The sequence below is a fragment of the Pseudomonas sp. LBUM1643 genome (assembly GCF_059716215.1).
This window is the reverse complement of sequence record NZ_CP166813.1, coordinates 5,018,860-5,038,028: the sequence shown is the minus strand read 5'-3', so window position 1 is coordinate 5,038,028 and position 19,169 is coordinate 5,018,860. Positions and strand designations below refer to the sequence as shown.

Sequence of the window (19,169 nt, the reverse complement as noted above, 5' to 3'; positions counted from 1 at the left end):
GCGATCTTTTGATCTTGATCTTTGTTTGGAAATAACAAGATCAAAAGATCGCAGCCTCGTTTCACTCGACAGCTCCTACAGGGGTCTTACAGGAATCTTACAGGGGTCTTGCAGGCGTCTACAGGGCTTTTACGTGCGCATTCAAAGCGCGGCCAGGAACTTGTCTACCACTTGGCCATCGTCCTTGTCGGCACTGCTATCGGCGGTCTCGGTTTTCGCCAGTTTCATCCGGTCTTCCATGCGCTGTGCAAGCGCTTCGCCGATCGCCTTTTGCTGCTCCGGTGGCATGGCTTTCACCTCCTCTTCCGTCAGCCCCATCTCTTTCAAAAGGCTGTCGCGCAGACGCTGTTCCGGCGTCTTGCTCATGTAGTCCTTGAAGTCGCTCATGGCCGTGCTATCGCTCGACGCAGGTACTGTCGACGCGTCGGTCGCTTGCAGGTTGATGCGGGTTTTCGCGAACGCTTCATTGACGTTGTCGCTGATCTTGCTGGTGTCGCTGGCCTGCGCGGTGGGCGTAACGGCATTGTTCTGGACGTTCTGGATCAACCCGCTGTACAGCGCGCTGGCGGCCGCCGTCGTAGGGTCCATGTCCGTGCGTTGCGGGGGTTGAACGATGTGTGTCTGTTTTGCACTGACCAACATGATGGATAAACCTGCAGGTAATGGCTGATCCAACGGTAGGAGCAATTTGCATGCCGTCAGCCGAGCCCCTTGTTTTCAAGGGGCCAGCGCGATGCCGTGCAACGAAGGCGGAGGCCGGTTGCCGCTTGGCGGCATCCCTCGTCCGCGTTGCGGTCAACGATGGGCAATGTTTTCCAGTGCCAGGTTGCGGGTCCGTGGGCCGAACCAGCCGATAGTGATCATTACGATCAGCATGCTGCTGACGATGAACGCCAACACGCCAGGCGTGCCGAAGTGCTCGAGAAATATCCCGATCAGCAGGCTGCTGAATACCGTCGACAATCGACTGAACGAATAACAGAACCCGACCGCACGGGCGCGGATGTTGGTGGGGAACAGTTCGCTTTGATAAGAGTGATAACTGAAGCTCAACCAGGCATTACAGAAGGTGATCATCACCCCACAGAAAATCAGGCCGAACGCACTGGTTTGCCACGCGAACAGCGTACCGAACGTCATCGCGCCCAGCGCTGAACCGACGATCTGCCATTTGTTTTCAAAACGGTTGGCGAACTTCACGAACAGCAAAGGCCCGAGCGGGTAGGCGAGGGTAATGATGAAGGCATACATCAGGCTGTGGGTCACACTCACCCCTTGCCCGGACAGCAACGCCGGCAGCCAGTTGCCAAAGCCGAAGAAACCGATGGCTTGAAACACATGGAACACAATCAGCATCAGAGCCCGGCGACGAAACGGGGGCTGCCAGATATCGGCGAAACGACCTTTGCCTTGAACGTCCACCTCAGCCGGTTCCGGCTCGTCCAGCGCCTTGCCTTGATCCTTCACGCAACGCGCTTCGATGTCATCGAGAATCTTGCCGGCCTCGTCGAATCGACCGTGCTGGGCCAGCCAGCGCGGAGACTCCGGCAAGCGCGAACGCAGCCACCAGATAAACAAGGCAAACACTGCGCTCGCCAACACCACCCAACGCCAGCCCGAGACACCGAAGGGCGCTTGCGGCACCAGCCACCACGACATCAATGCCACCGCTGGCACCGACAGGAACTGCACGAAAAACGCGAAGGCAAACGCGGAACTGCGCATGCGTTTGGGGACCAGTTCCGAGAGATACGCGTCGATGGTCACCAGTTCGATGCCCAGCCCAATGCCCACCAGAAAGCGCATGCAGATAATCCCCAGGGCCGAACTCTGAACCCCCATCGCGACTGTCGCGACGGTGTACCAGATCAAGGCAAAGGTGAAGATCGCGCGGCGACCGAAGCGGTCCGCCAGTGGACTCAGCAGGCTTGCGCCAAGAAACAACCCGAGGAAGGTCGCCGAGGCAAACGCTGCCTGATCGGAAAAACCGAACACGCCCTGACTGCCTGTCGCGAAGATGCCATCGCGAATCAGGCCCGGGCTGATGTAGGCCGTCTGGAAAAGATCGTACAGCTCGAAAAAACCACCGATAGAAAGCAGCGCCACCAGTTTCCAGATCGTTGAAACGGCAGGCAGACGGTCGATGCGAGCGGAGATTTGAGCGGCGTGGACGGGATCGATACCGTCCGCTTGGCTGAAGGAGGCGAGGGTGCGCGCAGACATATGCTGATCCAATTTTTGTTGATGGAGAAGCTTAGCCTGCTATCGGAATCAGGTGTATGCGAATCCCGGCGCATTTACACAAGAATTCGCTGATTTATTGCAAGAACAGTACTCGTCTTGGCGATTTATGGCGCAATGGGGATGTCGAACTGTTGAAACGCGTCATCCACCGGCTCATAGCCAAGCACTCGCGTCGTTTCGCTGAGGTCCAGCCGCTTGAAGCGGTTGTTGGAGATGCCATGGGCAATCAGGTGTTGCACACCTTCAACTTCCACCGAGCGTTGCAGCAATTGCACCGCATCTCGAGGGCTGAGCCAGGCACTCAGATCACGGGCATTGGTCAGTTCATGGCGGTCGGGGAATTCGAAAGCGCCGATGCGCAGGGCGATGGTCGAAAGCCCGCGTTTGGCGGCGTAGTACCCACACAACGCCTCGCCATAGCACTTGCTGACGCCGTAGAGATTGGCCGGCATCACCTGCATGCCCGGCGTGATTTGCCGATCCACCGGATAGCCTTCGATGGTTTGCGCACTGCTGGCGAACACCAGCCGCTTGCACCCGGCGGCGACGGCGGCTTCGAACAGGTAGGTGGTGGCGAGAATGTTGTTGGGCAGCAACTCATCGAACGATGCGGTGGCGTGCGGGATGCCGGCCAGGTGCACGATTACTTCGATGCCTTCCAGGGCATTGCCTACGGCTGAAGCGTCAGCCAGGTCCAGGCGCAGGAAACGATGAGGAGCGTCGACTGCGAAGTCGGGTTCAATGCGATCCGTCAGGACAAAGTTGTAGCGGTCTTTCGAGGCTTCAAAAAAGGTTTTGCCGATTCTGCCGCAGGCACCGGTCAGCAGTACGTTGAGTCCGTTCATGTGTCTCTCTTTTCAAGTCGGTACAGAAGGGTGTTTCGGGTGCGCTAGGGCAAGCCATTGCAGCCATGTTTCAGAAATCCGGGACGTTGGGCCAGCCGTTGAAAGTATTCGTCGACGGCGGGGTAGTCGGGGCGATCGATCGGTGTCATCAGCCAGCGGTTGACTGAAAGACCGACGACGATGTCGGCCAAGGTGAAGTGAGGACCGGCGACATAAGCACCGGTTGCCTTGAGCTGCTGTTCGAGGATGGCCATCTTCTGGTTCCAGCCGCGCACGCCGACGGCTAGACGGTGCGGGTCCTGATATTCCGGATCCTTGCGCACCAGCGCCGTGAACGCATAACTCCAGGAGGGGTTGAGCTCGGTGGCCTGCCAGTCCATCCACTGTTCGACCCGGGCGCGAGCGGCAGGCTCGGTGGGCAGCAGATCGGTGTGGTGGTGTTTGCCGACCAGGTAGCGGCAGATGGTGTTGGACTCCCATAACACGCCGGCGTCATCAATGATCACCGGCACCTGGGCGTTGGGGTTGAGCTTGATGAACTCGGGGCTGTGGGTCGATGCGAAACCGCTGCCCCAGTCCTCGCGTTCGTAGGAAACGCTCAATTCGTCGCAGGTCCACAGGACTTTTCTGACGTTGATCGAGGATGCTTTACCGAGAATTTTCAGTGCGTGTTCCATTGAGCTACTCCTTTAGCGATTCGACGCTTCAGGAATCTAACAGCGTGTCGGCCAAGATGCGACTCAGGCCGGGTCCGGTAACGCCGAGGCTGGCAAACCAAACGTACGGTCAAACAGCCAGTTGAACGCGAAGGTGTAGCAGGGAATGAAGAGGATCAATGCCAGATCCAGCAGGAAGGCTTGTACCAGGCTGATGTTCATCCACCAGGCAATCAGCGGGATCAGAAACACTATCAAGGTTAGTTGAAATCCCACCGCATGGGCGATGCGTCGTTTAACCGTGCGGGTGCGCGAAGACTGACGGCTTTCCCAGCGTTCGAAAAGCGATGTGTAAATGAAATTCCAGGTCACGGCGATGGTGGTAATGACCACGGCCAGCGGGCCAGTGCTCCCGGGAGATGTGCCGGACAATAAGGCCAGGCCTAGCGCCGAGAAGGTCATGCCGATGATTTCGTACAGCGATACATAAACTAGTTTGCGTTTAACACCTTGCATGGGGGACGGCCTCTTTCGGACAACGTGATGCCAGTTTTCTGAAGACTGACTGGCAGAGGCGGCGCAAGATAGCTTCAATGGTATTGACAGAAAAAGTCAGAAGCTTTCAGTTTTATTGATAGGAAGAGTAATGAATTTCAACAGTGACAGCATCGAACTGTTTCTCGCGGTGATCGAGCGCGGCTCGTTTTCTGCCGCCGCTCGCGCGTTGGGCAAAGTGCCGTCGGCGGTGAGCATGGGCATCGCCAACCTCGAAGCAGAATTGGGTTACTTGCTGTTCGATCGTAGCCATCGGGAACCGGTACCGACTGCCATGGCCCATGCGCTGATGCCCCATGCACGCCTGATCGCCGAGCAGCTCAAGCAGTTGCAGGTGCATGCCATTGAGTTGTCGTTGGGCCTGGAAAGCAAGTTGTCGATTGGCGTGGTGGCAGACATCGACAAGCGTCGACTGATGGCGGCGATCAAGGTCATCACCGAACGACACCCGCTGCTGGAAATCGAAGTGCTCAGCGCACCGCAGGATGATGTGTTGGCCATGTTGCACAGCGGCAGGGTCAGCGTTTGCCTGGCCTTCGCCGGGTTGAGCATGAACGTGCTTGAACGTTTCCAGTTTGTCGGCACGGAACGGATGATCGCCACGCTCTCGGCGGACAATCCGCTGTTCCAGGGGCAGGATCTGTATCTGGAGGATTTGGTGAACGTGCGGCAAATCATCGTCGCCAGCCGCGACTTGCCGATCAGCGATACACGGCCATTGGTGGCCGAATCCTGCTGGCGCACCGACACACTGGCGATGGCGCTGGACATGGTCGAGGCCGGCTTGGGGTGGGGGAATTTTCCGTTGTCAGTGGTCCAGCCATTGCTCGACGCGGGGCGGCTCAAGCGCCTGAGTTTTCGCAACATCGAGAACGGGTTGGTGCTGCCGGTGCATGCGGTATGGCTCAAGAGTCAGCCGTTGCAGAAGGGCGCGTTGGCGTTTGTGGAGCGCTTGGCGAACGCGAAGTCCTGACGACTGATGACTCCTGCCACCAGACGCCTGACCCTGGATCCGCCCCTATCCCTGTAGGAGCTGCCGAGTGAAACGAGGCTGCGATCTTTTGATCTTGCACTTTAAAAAACAAAATCAAAAGATCGCAGCCTCGTTTCACTCGACAGCTCCTACGCAGCTCCTACGCAGCTCAGCTCCTACGAAGACACTACGTACTCTCGCGCACCTTCAATTCAAACCCCATGTCCTGCACCGGTTTGGCCACCGTGTTGCCGGCCAGCAAGGTCAGCATCAACTCTGCCGAACGACGGCCAATGGCCTCGCGCGGCGTGCTGATGCTGCTCAGGCGCGGGACCATGTGGGCCGAAGCCGGCAGGTCGTTGAAGCCGAGGATCGCCACTTGTTCGGGGATCTTGATCCCGCAGCGCATCGCCTCCAGCAGCGCACCCTGAGCCAGGTCGTCGTTGCCGAAGAAAATCGCATCGACATCCGGGTGACTGGCCATCAGTTGCAGAAACAACTCCCCGCCCAACCCGACAGACGACGCTCGAGGGGTCAGGATCTCCAGATCCGGGTCGTAAAGGCCAGCCTTTTGCAGCGCTTTGCGGAAGCCTTCACCGCGCAGCAAGGTGCGTTGATCCAGCTGCGCGCCGATGTAGGCCAGGCGCTTGCGGCCGCGGGACAGCAAATGTTGCGCCGCGGTTTCGCCCGCCGCGAGTTGCGAAAAGCCCACGCAGTTCAAGCCGGCCGCACTGTCCAGTTCCATCATGTACACGCACGGAATGTTGCTGGCTTCGATCATCCGTCGCGAGCTTTCGGTGCGGTCGAAACCGGTCAGCAGCAAGCCGCGAGGCTGATACGCCATGTAGTTGCGCAGCAGGTTTTCTTCTTCGTCGCGGGAGTAGTGGAAGTTGCCGATCAGCACTTCGAAGCCCTTGGGGCGCAAAACCTGATGAATGGCTTCCAGCGTATCGATGAACAACAGGTTGGACAGCGACGGCACCAGCACCACCACCGAATGGCCCTGGGCAGAGGCCAGCGCACGGGCGGCAGGGTTGACCACGTAGTTGAGTTCGAGGGCGGCTTTCTGGACTTTTTCCACCAGTTCGGTGGCCACGGTACTGACTCCTCGCAAGGCGCGGGAGGCCGTGATCGGGCTGACGCCGGCCAGCCGGGCGACTTCGTTCAGGGTAGGGCGGCCAGTGGTGCGCGTATTTTTATCGTTTTTAGAGGAGATCATCGGACGGCTTGCCAAACAAAATTCGAGGCACTAAGGTAGCGCTGTCCCGAAGCAGCTGCAAATGCGTAAGCGAGTTTTGCCTGAACCTCGCTTTTCGGCGTTGGGAACGAAAATGCTGCAACCCACAAAAATGACAAGAAGGCGTCGGCAACTTCTACTTTTAGTCGAGTGTCCTAACTGACAAAGGTAGCGCTGTCTGCGCGCTGAGGTGTTACATGAATCATCCCATCACCGCCCTGGTCATCATGGGTGTTGCCGGTTGCGGCAAAACTTGCGTCAGTGAAGCGTTGTGCCAGCTCAGCGGCGCGACTGCCATTGAAGGCGATACTTTCCACCCTGCCGCCAACATCGAAAAGATGAGCGCGGGTATCCCCCTGAACGATCTAGACCGTGCCGGCTGGCTCGACAGCCTGTGCGTCGAGTTGCGCCGCGTCGATGCCAAGGGCGAACGCCCGGTGTTGACCTGCTCGGCTCTCAAACACAGTTATCGCGAAGTGTTGCGCAGTGCCTTGCCGGGCCTGGGTTTCGTGTTCCTCGAGTTAACGCCTGAAGTTGCCGCCGAGCGTGTGTCTCATCGGCCCGGCCACTTCATGCCCTCGACCCTGATCGACAGCCAGTTCGCCACACTCGAGTCGCCCAAGGGCGAGCCTCTGACCCTGGCACTGGACGCTTCCATTCACAGCGTCGATGAGTTGGCCGTTCAAGCGCACCGCTGGTGGCTCGAACACGGCCTGAAACTCGCCGTATGAGTTTTGCTCAAAAAGATAGCCCTGTCCTGATGGCTTGCGAATTACCCGCTTTAATAACAACAACAACCAGGAGACACCCCTAATGTTTGGCATGTCCCACGAGACGTTCCTGCTGCTCGATGCAGTGGTGACGGTGATCGGGCTAATCGTCCTGATCACCAAGTTCAAGTTTCACCCGTTCATTGCCCTGATTATCGCCGCAGCATTCCTCGGCCTGACCTCCGGTATGCCGATCGGCACCATCATCAAGGCGTTCCAGGACGGCTTCGGTGGGGTGCTCGGTTTCGTCGGGATCATCCTGGCGCTGGGCACGATGCTCGGCAAAATGATGGCGGAGTCGGGCGGGGCGGATCAGATTGCCCAGACCCTGATTCGTGCGTTCGGCAAGGACAAGGTGCAGTGGGCGATGATGTTCGCCGCCTTCCTGGTCGGCATTCCGCTGTTCTTCGAAATCGGATTCGTGCTGTTGATTCCGCTGGTGTTCATCGTTGCGCGGCGTACCGGCGTGTCGATCATCAAGATCGGTATCCCGCTGCTCGCCGGTCTGTCGGCGGTGCACGGTCTGGTTCCGCCACACCCGGGTCCGTTGCTGGCCATTGGCGTGTTCGGTGCCGACATCGGTAAAACCATTCTGTACGGGCTGATCGTGGCGCTGCCAACCGCCATCATTGCCGGGCCGATTTTCGGTACGTTCATCGCCAAGTACATCCCGGGCCATGCCAACCAGGAACTGGTGGATCAACTGGCTCGCGAGCCGGAAGCGACCAACCTGCCAAGCTTCAGCATCACCCTGATTACCGTGCTGCTCCCGGTGTTCCTGATGCTGCTGAAAACATTTGCCGACGTCGCGCTGCCGGATGGCCACTTCTTCCGCACGTGGATGGACATGATCGGTCACCCGATCTCGGCGTTGCTGCTGGCCTTGCTGCTGTCGCTGTACACCTTCGGTCACCGTCAGGGCATCGATTCCAAACGCATTCTCAAATTGCTCGACGCGAGCCTGGCACCGACGGCGGCGATCATTCTGATCATCGGCGCGGGCGGTGGCTTCAAGCAGATGCTGGTCACCAGCGGCGTGGGCGATGTGATCGGCCACATGGCGGTCAACGCACAGATCTCGCCGATCCTGTTGGCCTGGCTGGTAGCCGCGGTGATTCGTATAGCAACCGGTTCTGCCACCGTGGCAACCATCACTGGCGCGGGCATCGTGGTGCCGGTAGTGGGGATGATTCCAGGTGTGAACCGTGAGCTGCTGGTGCTGGCGACCGGTGCCGGTTCGTTGGTGCTGTCCCACGTCAACGACGCCGGTTTCTGGCTGGTGAAGCAGTACTTCAACATGACCGTGGCAGAAACCTTCAAGACCTGGACCGCGATGGAAACCATCCTGTCCGTGGTGGCGCTGAGCTTTATTCTGTTGTTGTCGATGTTCGTTTAAGGGTATCGCCAGACATAAAAAAACCGCAGCGATGCGGTTTTTTTATGCGCGATTAAATCTCCTGTAGGAGCTGTCGAGAGAAACGAGGCTGCGATCTTTTGATCTTTATCCGGTGAAAGCAAGATCAAAAGATCGCAGCCTCGTTTCTCTCGACAGCTCCTACAGGGGCAGGTGTCAGTGTCAAATGTCAGTGTCAGGTGGCATCTATCAGTTGTTGGTTTTTGTGACCAACCCATCTGCCCTGAACATCCCGCGAATCCCGCGTACCGCCTGGCGAATCCGGTCCTGGTTTTCGATCAGTGCGAAGCGCACGTGATCATCCCCGTACTCCCCGAACCCCACACCCGGCGAGACGCAGACCTTGGCCTCGGCCAGCAGTTTCTTGGCGAACTCCAGCGAACCCATGTGCGCATACGCCTCAGGAATCTTGGCCCAGACGTACATCGAGGCTTTCGGGTTTTCGACCATCCAGCCCAGTTCATGCAGGCCTTTGACCAGCACGTTGCGACGCTGGCGATACTGTTCGGCGATGTCTTTGACGCACTGCTGATCGCCTTCCAGCGCCGCAATGGCCGCGACTTGCAGCGGGGTAAACGTGCCGTAGTCGTGGTAACTCTTGATCCGCGCCAGGGCGTTGACCAGTTCCGCGTTGCCGACCATGAAGCCGATACGCCAGCCCGCCATGTTGTAGCTCTTGGACAGGGTGAAAAACTCCACCGCAATGTCCTTGGCGCCCGGCACCTGCATGATTGACGGGGCTTTCCAGCCGTCGTAGACGATGTCGGCGTAGGCCAGGTCGTGCACGACCAGCACATCGTACTGCTTGGCGAGTGCGATCACTCGCTCGAAGAAATCGAGCTCCACGCACTGGGCCGTCGGGTTGGACGGGAAGCCGAGGATCATCATTTTCGGCTTCGGGATTGACCCTCGAATGGCGCGTTCGAGTTCAGCGAAGAAATCCACACCCGGAATCAGCGGCACCGACCGCACCTGGGCGCCGGCAATCACGGCACCGTAGATGTGAATCGGGTAGCTTGGGTTCGGCACCAGCACGGTGTCGCCCTGATCAAGGGTCGCCAGCATCAGATGAGCCAGGCCTTCCTTGGAACCGATCGTGACGATGGCCTCGTTTTCCGGGTCGATATCGACTTCGTAGCGATCCTTGTACCAGTTGGAAATCGCCCGACGCAGGCGCGGAATGCCCTTGGACGTGGAATACCCGTGGGTGTCTTCGCGCTGAGCGACGGTGACGAGTTTTTCGACAATGTGCGGCGGCGTCGGGCCGTCAGGATTGCCCATGCTGAAGTCAATGATGTCTTCGCCACGGCGGCGGGCGGCCATCTTCAGCTCGGCAGTGATGTTGAAAACGTAAGGGGGGAGTCGATCTATGCGCGCAAAGCGGCGCGGCGAACCTTGTTCGGCCATTATTGCCTCGGATAACGTAAGCGCCCGGAACCGTCCGAGCGACGCTGGCCACTGCGGTGGCCTGTGGCGGAATGTAAGGGCAGCTGTGGCAAACTGTCCAGCGAGTTTGTAAACAAATTTTTCCCAAGGAAACCCGTCGATGGAATTCACCAGTGGCTTCTTGCTGAGCCTTTCGCTGTGCCTGGACATTGGCGTAGCCAATATCGCGATGATCACCCTGGCCATGCAACGCGGCTATTTTCAAGGCTTTGCGCTGGGCTTGGGCACGTGCGTCGGCGACCTGATTTACGCCGTGCTGGCGCTGGCGGGCATGACGGTTTTGCTGCAATACGAAACCGTGCGCTGGGTGTTGTGGATTGGCGGTTCGGCACTGCTGGTGTATTTCGCGGCGAAGATGATCTATTCGGCGATTCATCACGAAGCGGTGCTGGCACAAACGGCGGAGGTGGGGCAGAACTCACATCGTAAGGAGTTTTTCCGCGGGATCTTCCTCGCCATGTCGTCCCCTAGCGCCATTCTCTGGTTCGCGGCGGTGGGTGGCACCTTGATCGCCCGTTCCGGCGCTGCTGGCCCGGTCAGTTCGGCGTTGTTCTTGAGTGGATTCTTCTTTGCCGGACTGCTCTGGAGTGCCGGTCTGTGCTTCGCGGCGAGCCATGGCGGCAAGTTGCTGGGTGACAAATTGCTGCGCTATTCCTACATGGCATCAGCGGCGATCTTCTGCTATTTCGCGGTGTACGTGATCCTATCGGGCTACAACGAGTTTGTCGGCAGCGGTGCCGTCGAGCAATTGCACACCTTGTAATTTGGCGAATCGGATTTGGCTTCTATACTCCCAGCCGAACCCACTTTTTTCATTCCAGGAGTCGAGTCATGGACGAGCAAGCACGCGTGGATCTGGCTGAGCCTCGCTTTGAAAATGGGCATTTCCTGCTGATCGCAGGACTTGGCGGACGTTTTACCCAGCAAACCGCCAGCGGCATCCCCGATCTGTGGGAACAATTCATCCCCGAGATCGGCAAGATTCCCGGTCAAAAAAGCGAAGTGACCTACGGCATCTGCTGCAATCCGGATGGCAAGGGTGGTTTCGAATACATCGCCGGTGTCGAAATCAGCAAGCTCGATGACCTGCCCGAGAAATATCGCTGGGTCGAAGTTCAACCTCAGTACTATGCGGTATTCGAGCACAAGGGCTCGCTGGATAAACTGCCGGAGGTCTTTCAATACATCTGGCATACCTGGCTGCCGCAATCCGGATACGAGGCGGCGGACGCTCCGGAATTCGAGCGTTACAGCGAAGACTACAATCCGAAACTCAACACCGGCGTGCTGGAAATCTGGCTGCCGCTCAAGGCGTAATAATTTATGATCGCCAACCTTCTTCATCGCTGACTTCGAGTTGCCATGACACTTGTTATTCGCCACGTCACGCCTGCTGACCTGGACCGCTGCTACAGCATCGAAACCGTCGCCTACGAAGGCGACGAAGCCGCGACTCGTGAAAAAATCGCGACCCGCATTGCCACTTGGCCCGAAGGTTTCATCGTCGCCGAGGTGGAGGGCGTTGTCGCCGGTTTCATCAATTCCGGTGCGGCGTTTGAAGTGGAAATGTCGGACGAGGCGTTCAAGGAACTGATCGGCCACGACCCGGCAGGCCCTCATGTGGTGATCATGTCAGTGGTGGTTCATCCGGATTATCAGGGGCAGGGTGTGGCGAAGCGTTTGATGGAAGATTTCATCGAGCGCATGCGGGCCATGGGCAAGGTCAGCATCAACCTGATGTGCAAGGAGCGGCATGTGCCGTTTTACGCCGGGTTCGGGTTTGCGTACGTCAAGCCATCGACGTCGGATCACGGCGGGATGGCGTGGCATGAGATGGTGCTGACGTTGTAAACCCAATCCCCCGTCGGCGCTGCCGCTGACGTTGTCATCCCGTTTCCCCGTCGGCGCTGCCGCTGACGTTGTCATCCCGTTTCCCCGTCGGCGCTGCCGCTGACGTTGTCATCGCATTTCCCTGTAGGAGCTGCCGCAGGCTGCGATCTTTTGATCTTGCTCTTCAAAACAAGATCAAAAGATCGCAGCCTGCGGCAGCTCCTACAGTGGATCGGGTGAGTCCAGCATATCCAGCATATCCAGCATATCCAGCAGATCCAGTGAATCCGATGTGTCAGTAAAGACTGTCGCGCACCCTCGCCGGCGCTTCCCGGTCATAGGTCTCGGCATCGAACTCCCCATCATTCAAACGCTTGTGAAACGCGCCCGCAGTCGGCAGGGCAGAGCGGTCGAGGTAGGTCTGCGGGTTCCACACATCGGAACGCACCATCGCCTTCGAGCAATGAAAATACGCCGTCTCCACTGTCACCAGCATCACTGTGCGCGCGGGTTTGCCGTTCACCGCGAAGCTGTTCAACAGCTCCGGCTCGGCACTTATCTGCGCGGTGCCGTTAACCCGCAAGGTCTCGCCAATCCCCGGAATGATGAACAGCAATGACACCCTTGAATCCAGCACGACATTGCGCAGGGTGTCGATGCGGTTGTTGCCCGGACGGTCCGGAATGGCCAGCGTTCGCGAATCGATAATCCGCACGAAACCCGGCATGTCACCCCTTGGCGAACCGTCCATGCCATCCGGGCCGACCGAGCTGATGATCACGAGCGGGGAAGCACGGACCATCGCCTGATAATCTTCGTTCAAGAAAGGGATTTGTTTGCGCACAGCGCGATCGTGGGGTTGGCCATAAATGGCCTCCAGTGCTTCGATGCTATTGAGCATAATTATCTCCTTGAAAAAACAGACCCATGCGCCGTTCAAAACCGATACGGCCCTTGTACGCTTCGCCGGTATCGACCCAGCCGAATTTTACGTAAAGCGCGATCGCCGCTTCATTGTCCGCGTCCACCGACAGTTCCAGTCCCTTGATCTCCGGCCAGGCCTGGCGCGCCCTGTCCGGCAGCGCTTGCAGGCAAGCCTTGCCGTAGCCTTTGCCCTGGGCCCGTTGATCGACTTGCAGTGCATGCAGCGTGGCGCTGTGTTCGTTAGCCCAGGCAGGCAATACCGGCGGGCGCTTGAGCAGCAGGAACGCGACGGGAACACCTTCGACCAGCAGGGCAAATCCTTTGACGCCGGGGCCGGGTTTGGACAGCAGGGAATGCAGCGCTCCGTGGATGTCGCCGCAGAACCTGATTTGTTCCTGATGCACTTCGATGGCCTCGACCTGTTGGCGCTGGAGCGTGTTCAGGCTTTCGTAAGGCACAAGCTGGGCTGCCACTGGAGTGTCCTTGTTCCAACTGAATTGAGCCTCGAATTCTAGCGAGTTTGTGTCCGTGGATTATTTTTATTTGGCGTGTCGAATTGGCGTCGGTTCAGACGACTAAGGGTGTCTTCACAACAATAAACACGGAGAACCCTCATGAGCGCACACGCCGAAATCCAGAGCCTGATTGATACCTACCAACAGGCCGTCATCGCCAAGGATATCGATAAAGTCATGGCTCTGTATGCTGATGACATCGTCTCGTTCGATGCGGTCAAAGCCCTGCAATTCAAGGGCAAGGCCGCCTACCGCGCGCATTGGCAGGCGTGCATGGAAATGTGCCCGGGCCCGCACATTTTCGAGTTTCACCAGATCAACATCGTGACCGGCGAACAGATCGCTTTCGCCCATTGGCTGGCCCATTGCGGCGGTACCAATGACAAGGGTGAAACCCAGGCCTGCTGGATGCGCGGTACAGCCGGCTATCGTCGCGACGCGGGCCAATGGCGCATCGTCCACGAACACTTTTCTGCCCCGTTCGACATGGAAAGCGGCGCCACGTTGTTCGACTTGCAACCTTGATCATCAGGCTGGTCGTCGGGAAAAAACACCCAAACGCCAAACTGCAGCCATAGTTGATCCGTTCGATCCGGGAGAATCCCATGAAGTATTTGTGCCTGGTCTACAGCAGTGAGCGCGAACTGCATTCGCTGCCCGAGAGCCCCAAAGATGCCGAGTGCATGGCCTATGCCGAGTCGATCCAGGGCAGCGGGCGAATGATCGCCGCCGAGGCGCTGGAATCGGTGCAGACCGCGACCACCGTACGCATGCGCAACGGCAAGCTGTCGATTACCGACGGCCCCTTTGCCGAAACCAAGGAGCAGTTGGCCGGCTTCTACCTGATCGATGCCAAGGACCTTAATGAAGCCCTCCAGGTCGCCGGAAATATTCCGGCGGCACGGGTGGGCTGTGTCGAGGTGCGCCCCGTTCGCCAGTTGAATCCCTGAATAACAAAGACAACAGGAGATCCTGCATGAGTCCGACACTCCTTCAACGACAGCCTGCACCGTTCGAGTTATCCATCAGTCGCCTGATCGATGCGCCACGTCGCAAAGTCTTCCGCGCCTGGACCGAGCCAGCCTTGCTCGCCCAGTGGTGGGGCCCGCACGGCATGACCACGCCCGAGTGCGAAATGGACCTGTGGGTCGGAGGCCAATTTCGCACCCTGATGCGAGCACCGGATGGTTCGGAGTATCCGACCCTGGGCGTGTTTCTGGAAATCGTCGCCCCCGAGCGTCTGGTGTTCACCGATGCCTTCATTCCTGGCTGGATCCCTTCGGGCAAACCGTTCATGTCGGCAGAGGTAACTCTAGAAGAGCGCGACGGCAAGACGCTGTACTCCGCGCGCGCCATGCATTGGTCCGAAGAGGACCGTCAGGCTCACGAAGCCATGGGGTTCGAGGACGGTTGGGGGCAGAGCCTGGACAGGCTGGTGACGTTGGTCACTGAAGGCATGCCGGACTGATGTCGGGCGTGTCGGTCAGCGCTCGGGTCGAGCAGGTTTACCGCGAAGAGTCGCGGCGAATTCTGGCGACACTGATTCGCTTGCTGGGTGATTTCGATCTCGCGGAAGAGGCGCTGCACGAGGCCTTTTTCGTCGCGGTCGAACGCTGGCAACGAGACGGTGTGCCAGACAATCCACGCACGTGGCTGGTGTCCACCGGTCGCTTCAAGGCCATTGACGTGTTGCGCCGACGTGCGCGATTCAATGCGTCGCGACCCCTGCTGATCGCACAGCTGGAGGCGCTGGAGCAGTCGGACTGGAGTGATGAGGACGTGGAAGACGACCGCTTGCGCCTGATCTTCACCTGTTGTCACCCGGCACTCGCGGCGGATTCGCAGGTGCCATTGACGCTGCGGGAAGTGTGCGACCTGACCACGGAAGAAATCGCCCGAGCGTTTCTCGCCACACCGACCACCATTGCTCAGCGCATCGTTCGGGCCAAAGCCAAGATTCGAGATGCAAAAATCCCCTATCAAGTACCGACCCTGGCGGAATTACCCGAACGTCTGGACAGCGTGCTGCGGGTGATTTACCTGGTGTTCAACGAGGGTTACTCGGCGTCCATTGGCGCCGAATTGACCCGTGAAGAACTGACCCGCGAAGCCATTCGCCTGGGTCGTTTGTTGATGGAACTGCTGCCTGAGCCGGAAGTGATGGGGCTGCTGGCGCTGATGCTATTGCACGAGTCCCGGCGTCCGGCCAGGACATCTGCCGACGGCGAACTGATTGTGCTGGATGAACAGGACCGCGCGCTGTGGAATAACGAGCTGATCGGCGAAGGTTGCGAGCTGATTGAACGGGCGCTGTCGACGGGGCGGTTCGGGCCGTATTGCCTGCAAGCAGCGATTGCGGCAGTGCATGCAGAGGCGCTGAGCGCTCAGGAAACGGACTGGCTGCAGATAGTGGGTTTGTATGACGTATTGCTGGCCGCTGTGCCTTCACCGGTGATCGAGCTAAACCGGGCGGCAGCGATTTCCAAACGGGATGGGCCGTTGGCGGCGTTGGCATTGGTTGACGGGATTCTGCAGCGCGGTGAGCTGCTGGACTATTACCTGGCGCATTCAGCGCGGGCGGAGTTTTGCCGGCAGCTGGGCAGGGCGGAGGAGGCGCGGGGGGCGTATCGGCGTGCGCTGGAGTTGACGCAGCAACTGCCGGAGCGGCGGTTTCTTGAAGGGCGGTTGCGGGCATTAAAGTGAGGCGACCTCGGGGCCGCCATCGCGGGCAAGCCCGGCTCCCACATTTGATCGTGTCCGCCTGGCAACTCGGTCAACTGTGGGAGCCGGGCTTGCCCGCGATGGGGCCCTTGAAACCTGCCCAAAAATTTCAGGCCTGCTGACGCGTAGCCGCCAACACAATCTCCCGAATGCACACATTCTGCGGCTGCTGATAGGCATAGCTGATCGCCGCCGCCACATCCTCTGCGCTCAACACCGTGCCGCCCATGTCCTGTTTCCAGGCCTGGTAACCGGTCTTGATCGCGTCATCGGTGGTGTGGCTGAGCAACTCGGTTTCCACGGCCCCCGGCGCAATCGTGATCACCCGCACATTGTGCGGCGACAGCTCTTCACGCAGGTTCTCGGACAAGCCATGCACCGCGAACTTGGTCCCGACGTAGGCAACGTGATTCGGGAACGTCTTGCGACCGGCCACCGAGCTGATGTTGATGATCGTGCCGTGTTTGCGCTCAACCATGCCCGCGACCACCGCGTGCACGCCATTGAGCAACCCCTTCACGTTGACATCGAGCATTCGGTCCCACTGCGCCGGATCCTGTTTAGTCATCTCGCCCAACAGCATGACACCGGCGTTGTTGATCAACAGATCAGCGGGACCGAACAGCACTTCAGCCTCGGCCACCGCCGCGAGCAGCGATACGCGGTCGGTGATGTCGACACGACGGCTGAGGGTGTTCGGCAGTTCCAGCGCTTCCAGGCGCTCAACCCGACGGGCCAGCAGCAACAGAGGATGACCCGCAGCGCTCAACAGACGCGCAGTCGCTTCTCCAATGCCGGAACTGGCCCCGGTGATGATGATCAATGGCTTGCTCATGCTTGACTCCTGGAATTGGAAAAACTAATAACTAAACGTGAGGCAGCATGGCCCATCAGGCGCTACCTCATTTGCTGCTGACACTGGAGGAGGGTTGCCATGGCGACGGTCGCTTGGCGGTGGAGGAGATGTGCTGCGAGGACGAATTGTTCCTGCCGTTGTGGGAGGAGTCCTACGTGATGGCATTGCCGGTCGGGCACCCGATGGCCAACGGGGAGGCGGGCCAGCACTGGACGCCGATCGTTGACTGGATTACCTGTCCGCAGCATCCTTCCCATCAGCGTTTGATGGCGTTGTACGGGCGTTCGCCGGAAGCGGTGGCCGGGCATGCCGGTTCGTTGAAACAGGCACTGCACATGGTCGCGGCCGGGGTCGGTGTGGCGATGTTGCCGCAGTCATTGGTGAGTGGGAATGACCGGGTGGTGACCCGCGCGCTGCACCTGCCGGCACCGACCCGGCGAGTGGGTTTGTGTTACGCGGCGCAGGCGTTGGAATTGCCAATGATGCGAGGGTTGCATGCGTATTTTCAGAGCAATCGGCCGATAGATATCGACGCTGCGTGAAACGTCACCCCTGTAGCAGCTGCCGAAGGCTGCGTCCGGCTGCGAAGCAGTCGTGAAATCAGGCGATGAGGTGTTCCAGTTATAGCGTGTGGTCAGAAATTACGACTTTTTCGCAGCCGGACGCAGCCTTCGGCAGCTGCTACAGAGAGATCTGTGTTTACTCCAGCATCTTGCCCAGCAACCAACTCCCCGCCGGTCCCGGCGGATGCAGGCGTGACCACAATGCATCGACAAACAACGGTTTCGGCCAGCCGCGCACCTTCAGCTCCACTAACGCCCCGGCGTCGAAACGTCCCACCAGCCAGCGGGGCAACGGCGCCCAGCCAAATCCGCCCTGAGCCATTTCCAGCAGCATCAAGTAACTTGGCGCCGACCAGACGCGGCCTTTCGCACGGCTTTCATACGGATTGACGATCGTCGCCAGCCGCAGCTCGCGGTGCTGCTGCAACACCTCCTGATCGATATGGCTCAGCGTCGCCAACGGGTGCGCGCGGGATACGAACAACGCAATTTCCGTGCGCTCTTCGACGGTTGAACTGACCAGGTCCGGCGGATAACTATCCTGCATCTCGGCAAACGCGACGTGCGCCCGACCTCGTTGCACCAACGCCACCAGGTCGTCGCATTCGGCAATCAGGCATTCGAGCTCCAGGTCGGGATAGCGTTGCTCGAAAGCACTCAGGGCCGCTTCGAATCGGTCGGACTGGTACGTATCGGAAATCGCCACGGTGAGCTTGGCTTCGACGCCCTCGGACAGTTGACTGGCGGACATTTCCAGCCGGCTGGTGGCAGCCAGAATGTCCTCGGCCCGCTGCAGCATGACGTGTCCGGCTGGCGTCAAGGTGGGCTTGCGGCTACTGCGGTCAAACAGGATCAGGTTCAGATCGATTTCCAGGCTGGCCACGGCGGCGCTGATGGTCGACTGACTGCGACCCAGCTTGCGTGCCGCGGCGGAAAACGAACCTTGGGTGGCTGCCTGGACGAACGCCAGCAACACTTCGTGCGAGGCCATGAACTATCGCCTTGATCGATGGTTATTGATTATGAAGTATCGGGGTAGTGCCGGATCATGGCAACCACAGTCACTCAGAGGAGTCTGGTCATGAGCACTAACAAATCCATCACTGAACGTTTCCTGCAGGCCGTCGGCTTCGAAACACTGGCCATCCTGATCTGTACCCCGCTGCTGGCGTGGATCATGGACAAACCGATGCTGGAAATGGGCGTCGTCACCATCGTTATCGCAGCACTGGCGCTGGCCTGGAACGTGATCTTCAACGGCCTGTTCGATCGGCTGCTCAAACGCCTGAACATTGTGCATAACGCCTGGGTTCGCGTGGTGCATGCGCTGCTGTTCGAAGGCGGGCTGGTGGCGCTGGGCGTGCCGTTGATTGCCTGGTGGCTGAACGTCAGCCTGTGGCAGGCGTTTGTGCTGGATATCGGTGTACTGCTGTTTTTCCTGCCGTACACCTACGTTTACCACTGGGTATATGACGTGGTGCGTGAGCGAGTAGTGATGCGCCGCGCCTGTGAGGCATAACCCAAAACCCCTGTGGGAGCGGGCTTGTGGTGAGGGGATTCAGCGAAACGTCGCACCGCCCCGTTGGACTTCGCAGCAGTCCCTTTTTTTGGGGTCGCTTC

The 19,169-nt window shown here is 59.0% G+C and carries 22 protein-coding genes and 1 pseudogene; 12 read left to right on the top strand and 11 right to left on the bottom strand.

Features of this window, described 5'->3' with window-relative positions; all coding sequences use genetic code 11:
* Positions 1-141 precede the first annotated feature (141 nt).
* From ACA063_RS22690 to ACA063_RS22670, 5 genes are all read right to left on the bottom strand, one after another.
* Positions 142-642, bottom strand: coding sequence for a hypothetical protein (locus ACA063_RS22690; RefSeq protein WP_497663455.1), 501 nt, complete (start codon positions 640-642; stop codon positions 142-144).
* Between the two features lie 153 nt (positions 643-795).
* Positions 796-2,223 carry an MFS transporter gene (locus ACA063_RS22685; RefSeq protein WP_497663454.1) on the bottom strand — a complete coding sequence of 476 codons (1,428 nt, stop codon included), beginning with the start codon at positions 2,221-2,223 and terminating at the stop codon, positions 796-798.
* Between the two features lie 125 nt (positions 2,224-2,348).
* Positions 2,349-3,089, bottom strand: a complete 741-nt coding sequence (locus ACA063_RS22680) for an NAD-dependent epimerase/dehydratase family protein (RefSeq protein WP_497663453.1) — start codon at positions 3,087-3,089, stop codon at positions 2,349-2,351.
* A 44-nt stretch (positions 3,090-3,133) separates the two neighbouring features.
* Positions 3,134-3,766 carry a glutathione S-transferase N-terminal domain-containing protein gene (locus ACA063_RS22675; protein WP_490147606.1) on the bottom strand — a complete coding sequence of 211 codons (633 nt, stop codon included), beginning with the start codon at positions 3,764-3,766 and terminating at the stop codon, positions 3,134-3,136.
* A gap of 63 nt (positions 3,767-3,829) precedes the next feature.
* Entirely contained in the window at positions 3,830-4,261 is a 432-nt protein-coding gene (locus ACA063_RS22670) for a PACE efflux transporter (protein ID WP_497663452.1), read from the bottom strand.
* 130 nt (positions 4,262-4,391) lie between these two features.
* On the opposite strand from ACA063_RS22670, the gene ACA063_RS22665 reads away from it, so the two are divergent.
* Positions 4,392-5,273, top strand: coding sequence for a LysR family transcriptional regulator (locus tag ACA063_RS22665; protein ID WP_497663451.1), 882 nt, complete (start codon positions 4,392-4,394; stop codon positions 5,271-5,273).
* 187 nt (positions 5,274-5,460) lie between these two features.
* Here ACA063_RS22665 and gntR read toward each other — a convergent pair whose 3' ends face one another.
* Positions 5,461-6,492, bottom strand: coding sequence for an HTH-type transcriptional regulator GntR (gntR, locus tag ACA063_RS22660; protein ID WP_497663450.1), 1,032 nt, complete (start codon positions 6,490-6,492; stop codon positions 5,461-5,463).
* Positions 6,493-6,707: 215 nt separating this feature from the next.
* Between gntR and ACA063_RS22655 the strand changes: the two genes are divergently transcribed.
* Entirely contained in the window at positions 6,708-7,241 is a 534-nt protein-coding gene (locus ACA063_RS22655; RefSeq protein WP_497663449.1) for a gluconokinase, read from the top strand.
* A gap of 82 nt (positions 7,242-7,323) precedes the next feature.
* Entirely contained in the window at positions 7,324-8,676 is a 1,353-nt protein-coding gene (locus tag ACA063_RS22650; protein ID WP_497663448.1) for a GntP family permease, read from the top strand.
* Positions 8,677-8,883: 207 nt separating this feature from the next.
* Here ACA063_RS22650 and alaC read toward each other — a convergent pair whose 3' ends face one another.
* The gene (gene alaC, locus ACA063_RS22645; RefSeq protein WP_497663447.1) at positions 8,884-10,101 is read right to left on the bottom strand and encodes an alanine transaminase; all 1,218 of its coding nucleotides are present in this window, start codon (positions 10,099-10,101) and stop codon (positions 8,884-8,886) included.
* Positions 10,102-10,240: 139 nt separating this feature from the next.
* On the opposite strand from alaC, the gene ACA063_RS22640 reads away from it, so the two are divergent.
* The 3 genes from ACA063_RS22640 to ACA063_RS22630 all read left to right on the top strand — a co-directional run bounded on the left by ACA063_RS22640 (position 10,241) and on the right by ACA063_RS22630 (position 11,991).
* Positions 10,241-10,903 (top strand): LysE family transporter, encoded by a 663-nt coding sequence (locus ACA063_RS22640; RefSeq protein ID WP_490147600.1) that lies wholly within the window; start codon positions 10,241-10,243, stop codon positions 10,901-10,903.
* 68 nt (positions 10,904-10,971) lie between these two features.
* Positions 10,972-11,457, top strand: a complete 486-nt coding sequence (locus ACA063_RS22635) for a GyrI-like domain-containing protein (protein ID WP_497663446.1) — start codon at positions 10,972-10,974, stop codon at positions 11,455-11,457.
* Positions 11,458-11,502: 45 nt separating this feature from the next.
* On the top strand, positions 11,503-11,991 hold the full coding sequence (locus tag ACA063_RS22630) for a GNAT family N-acetyltransferase (RefSeq protein WP_497663445.1): 489 nt from the start codon (positions 11,503-11,505) through the stop codon (positions 11,989-11,991).
* A gap of 274 nt (positions 11,992-12,265) precedes the next feature.
* Here ACA063_RS22630 and ACA063_RS22625 read toward each other — a convergent pair whose 3' ends face one another.
* Both ACA063_RS22625 and ACA063_RS22620 read right to left on the bottom strand, forming a co-directional pair.
* Complete coding sequence (locus ACA063_RS22625; RefSeq protein WP_497663444.1) at positions 12,266-12,871, bottom strand: pyridoxamine 5'-phosphate oxidase family protein; 606 nt, start codon at positions 12,869-12,871, stop codon at positions 12,266-12,268.
* Entirely contained in the window at positions 12,861-13,367 is a 507-nt protein-coding gene (locus tag ACA063_RS22620; RefSeq protein ID WP_497663443.1) for a GNAT family N-acetyltransferase, read from the bottom strand. Before ACA063_RS22620 ends, ACA063_RS22625 begins: the two co-directional genes overlap by 11 nt.
* 141 nt (positions 13,368-13,508) lie before the next feature.
* On the opposite strand from ACA063_RS22620, the gene ACA063_RS22615 reads away from it, so the two are divergent.
* From ACA063_RS22615 to ACA063_RS22600, 4 genes are all read left to right on the top strand, one after another.
* A complete protein-coding gene (locus ACA063_RS22615) occupies positions 13,509-13,934 on the top strand; it encodes a YybH family protein (protein WP_162438669.1) in 426 nt (141 codons plus the stop codon).
* A gap of 80 nt (positions 13,935-14,014) precedes the next feature.
* Positions 14,015-14,359 (top strand): YciI family protein, encoded by a 345-nt coding sequence (locus tag ACA063_RS22610; RefSeq protein WP_162438670.1) that lies wholly within the window; start codon positions 14,015-14,017, stop codon positions 14,357-14,359.
* A 26-nt stretch (positions 14,360-14,385) separates the two neighbouring features.
* Complete coding sequence (locus ACA063_RS22605) at positions 14,386-14,877, top strand: SRPBCC family protein (protein ID WP_162438671.1); 492 nt, start codon at positions 14,386-14,388, stop codon at positions 14,875-14,877.
* Complete coding sequence (locus ACA063_RS22600; protein WP_497663442.1) at positions 14,877-16,112, top strand: RNA polymerase sigma factor; 1,236 nt, start codon at positions 14,877-14,879, stop codon at positions 16,110-16,112. Before ACA063_RS22605 ends, ACA063_RS22600 begins: the two co-directional genes overlap by 1 nt.
* A 127-nt stretch (positions 16,113-16,239) precedes the next feature.
* Here the strand turns inward: ACA063_RS22600 and ACA063_RS22595 are convergent, their stop codons facing one another.
* Positions 16,240-16,965 (bottom strand): SDR family oxidoreductase, encoded by a 726-nt coding sequence (locus tag ACA063_RS22595; RefSeq protein WP_497663441.1) that lies wholly within the window; start codon positions 16,963-16,965, stop codon positions 16,240-16,242.
* Positions 16,966-17,012: 47 nt separating this feature from the next.
* Here ACA063_RS22595 and ACA063_RS22590 point away from each other — a divergent pair.
* Positions 17,013-17,528: pseudogene (locus tag ACA063_RS22590) on the top strand (LysR substrate-binding domain-containing protein); the annotation flags it as partial.
* Positions 17,529-17,685: 157 nt separating this feature from the next.
* Here ACA063_RS22590 and ACA063_RS22585 read toward each other — a convergent pair.
* A complete protein-coding gene (locus ACA063_RS22585) occupies positions 17,686-18,540 on the bottom strand; it encodes a LysR family transcriptional regulator (RefSeq protein ID WP_497663440.1) in 855 nt (284 codons plus the stop codon).
* 90 nt (positions 18,541-18,630) lie between these two features.
* On the opposite strand from ACA063_RS22585, the gene ACA063_RS22580 reads away from it, so the two are divergent.
* Positions 18,631-19,068, top strand: a complete 438-nt coding sequence (locus tag ACA063_RS22580) for a multidrug/biocide efflux PACE transporter (protein ID WP_497663439.1) — start codon at positions 18,631-18,633, stop codon at positions 19,066-19,068.
* The last annotated feature ends 101 nt before the right edge of the window (positions 19,069-19,169 follow it).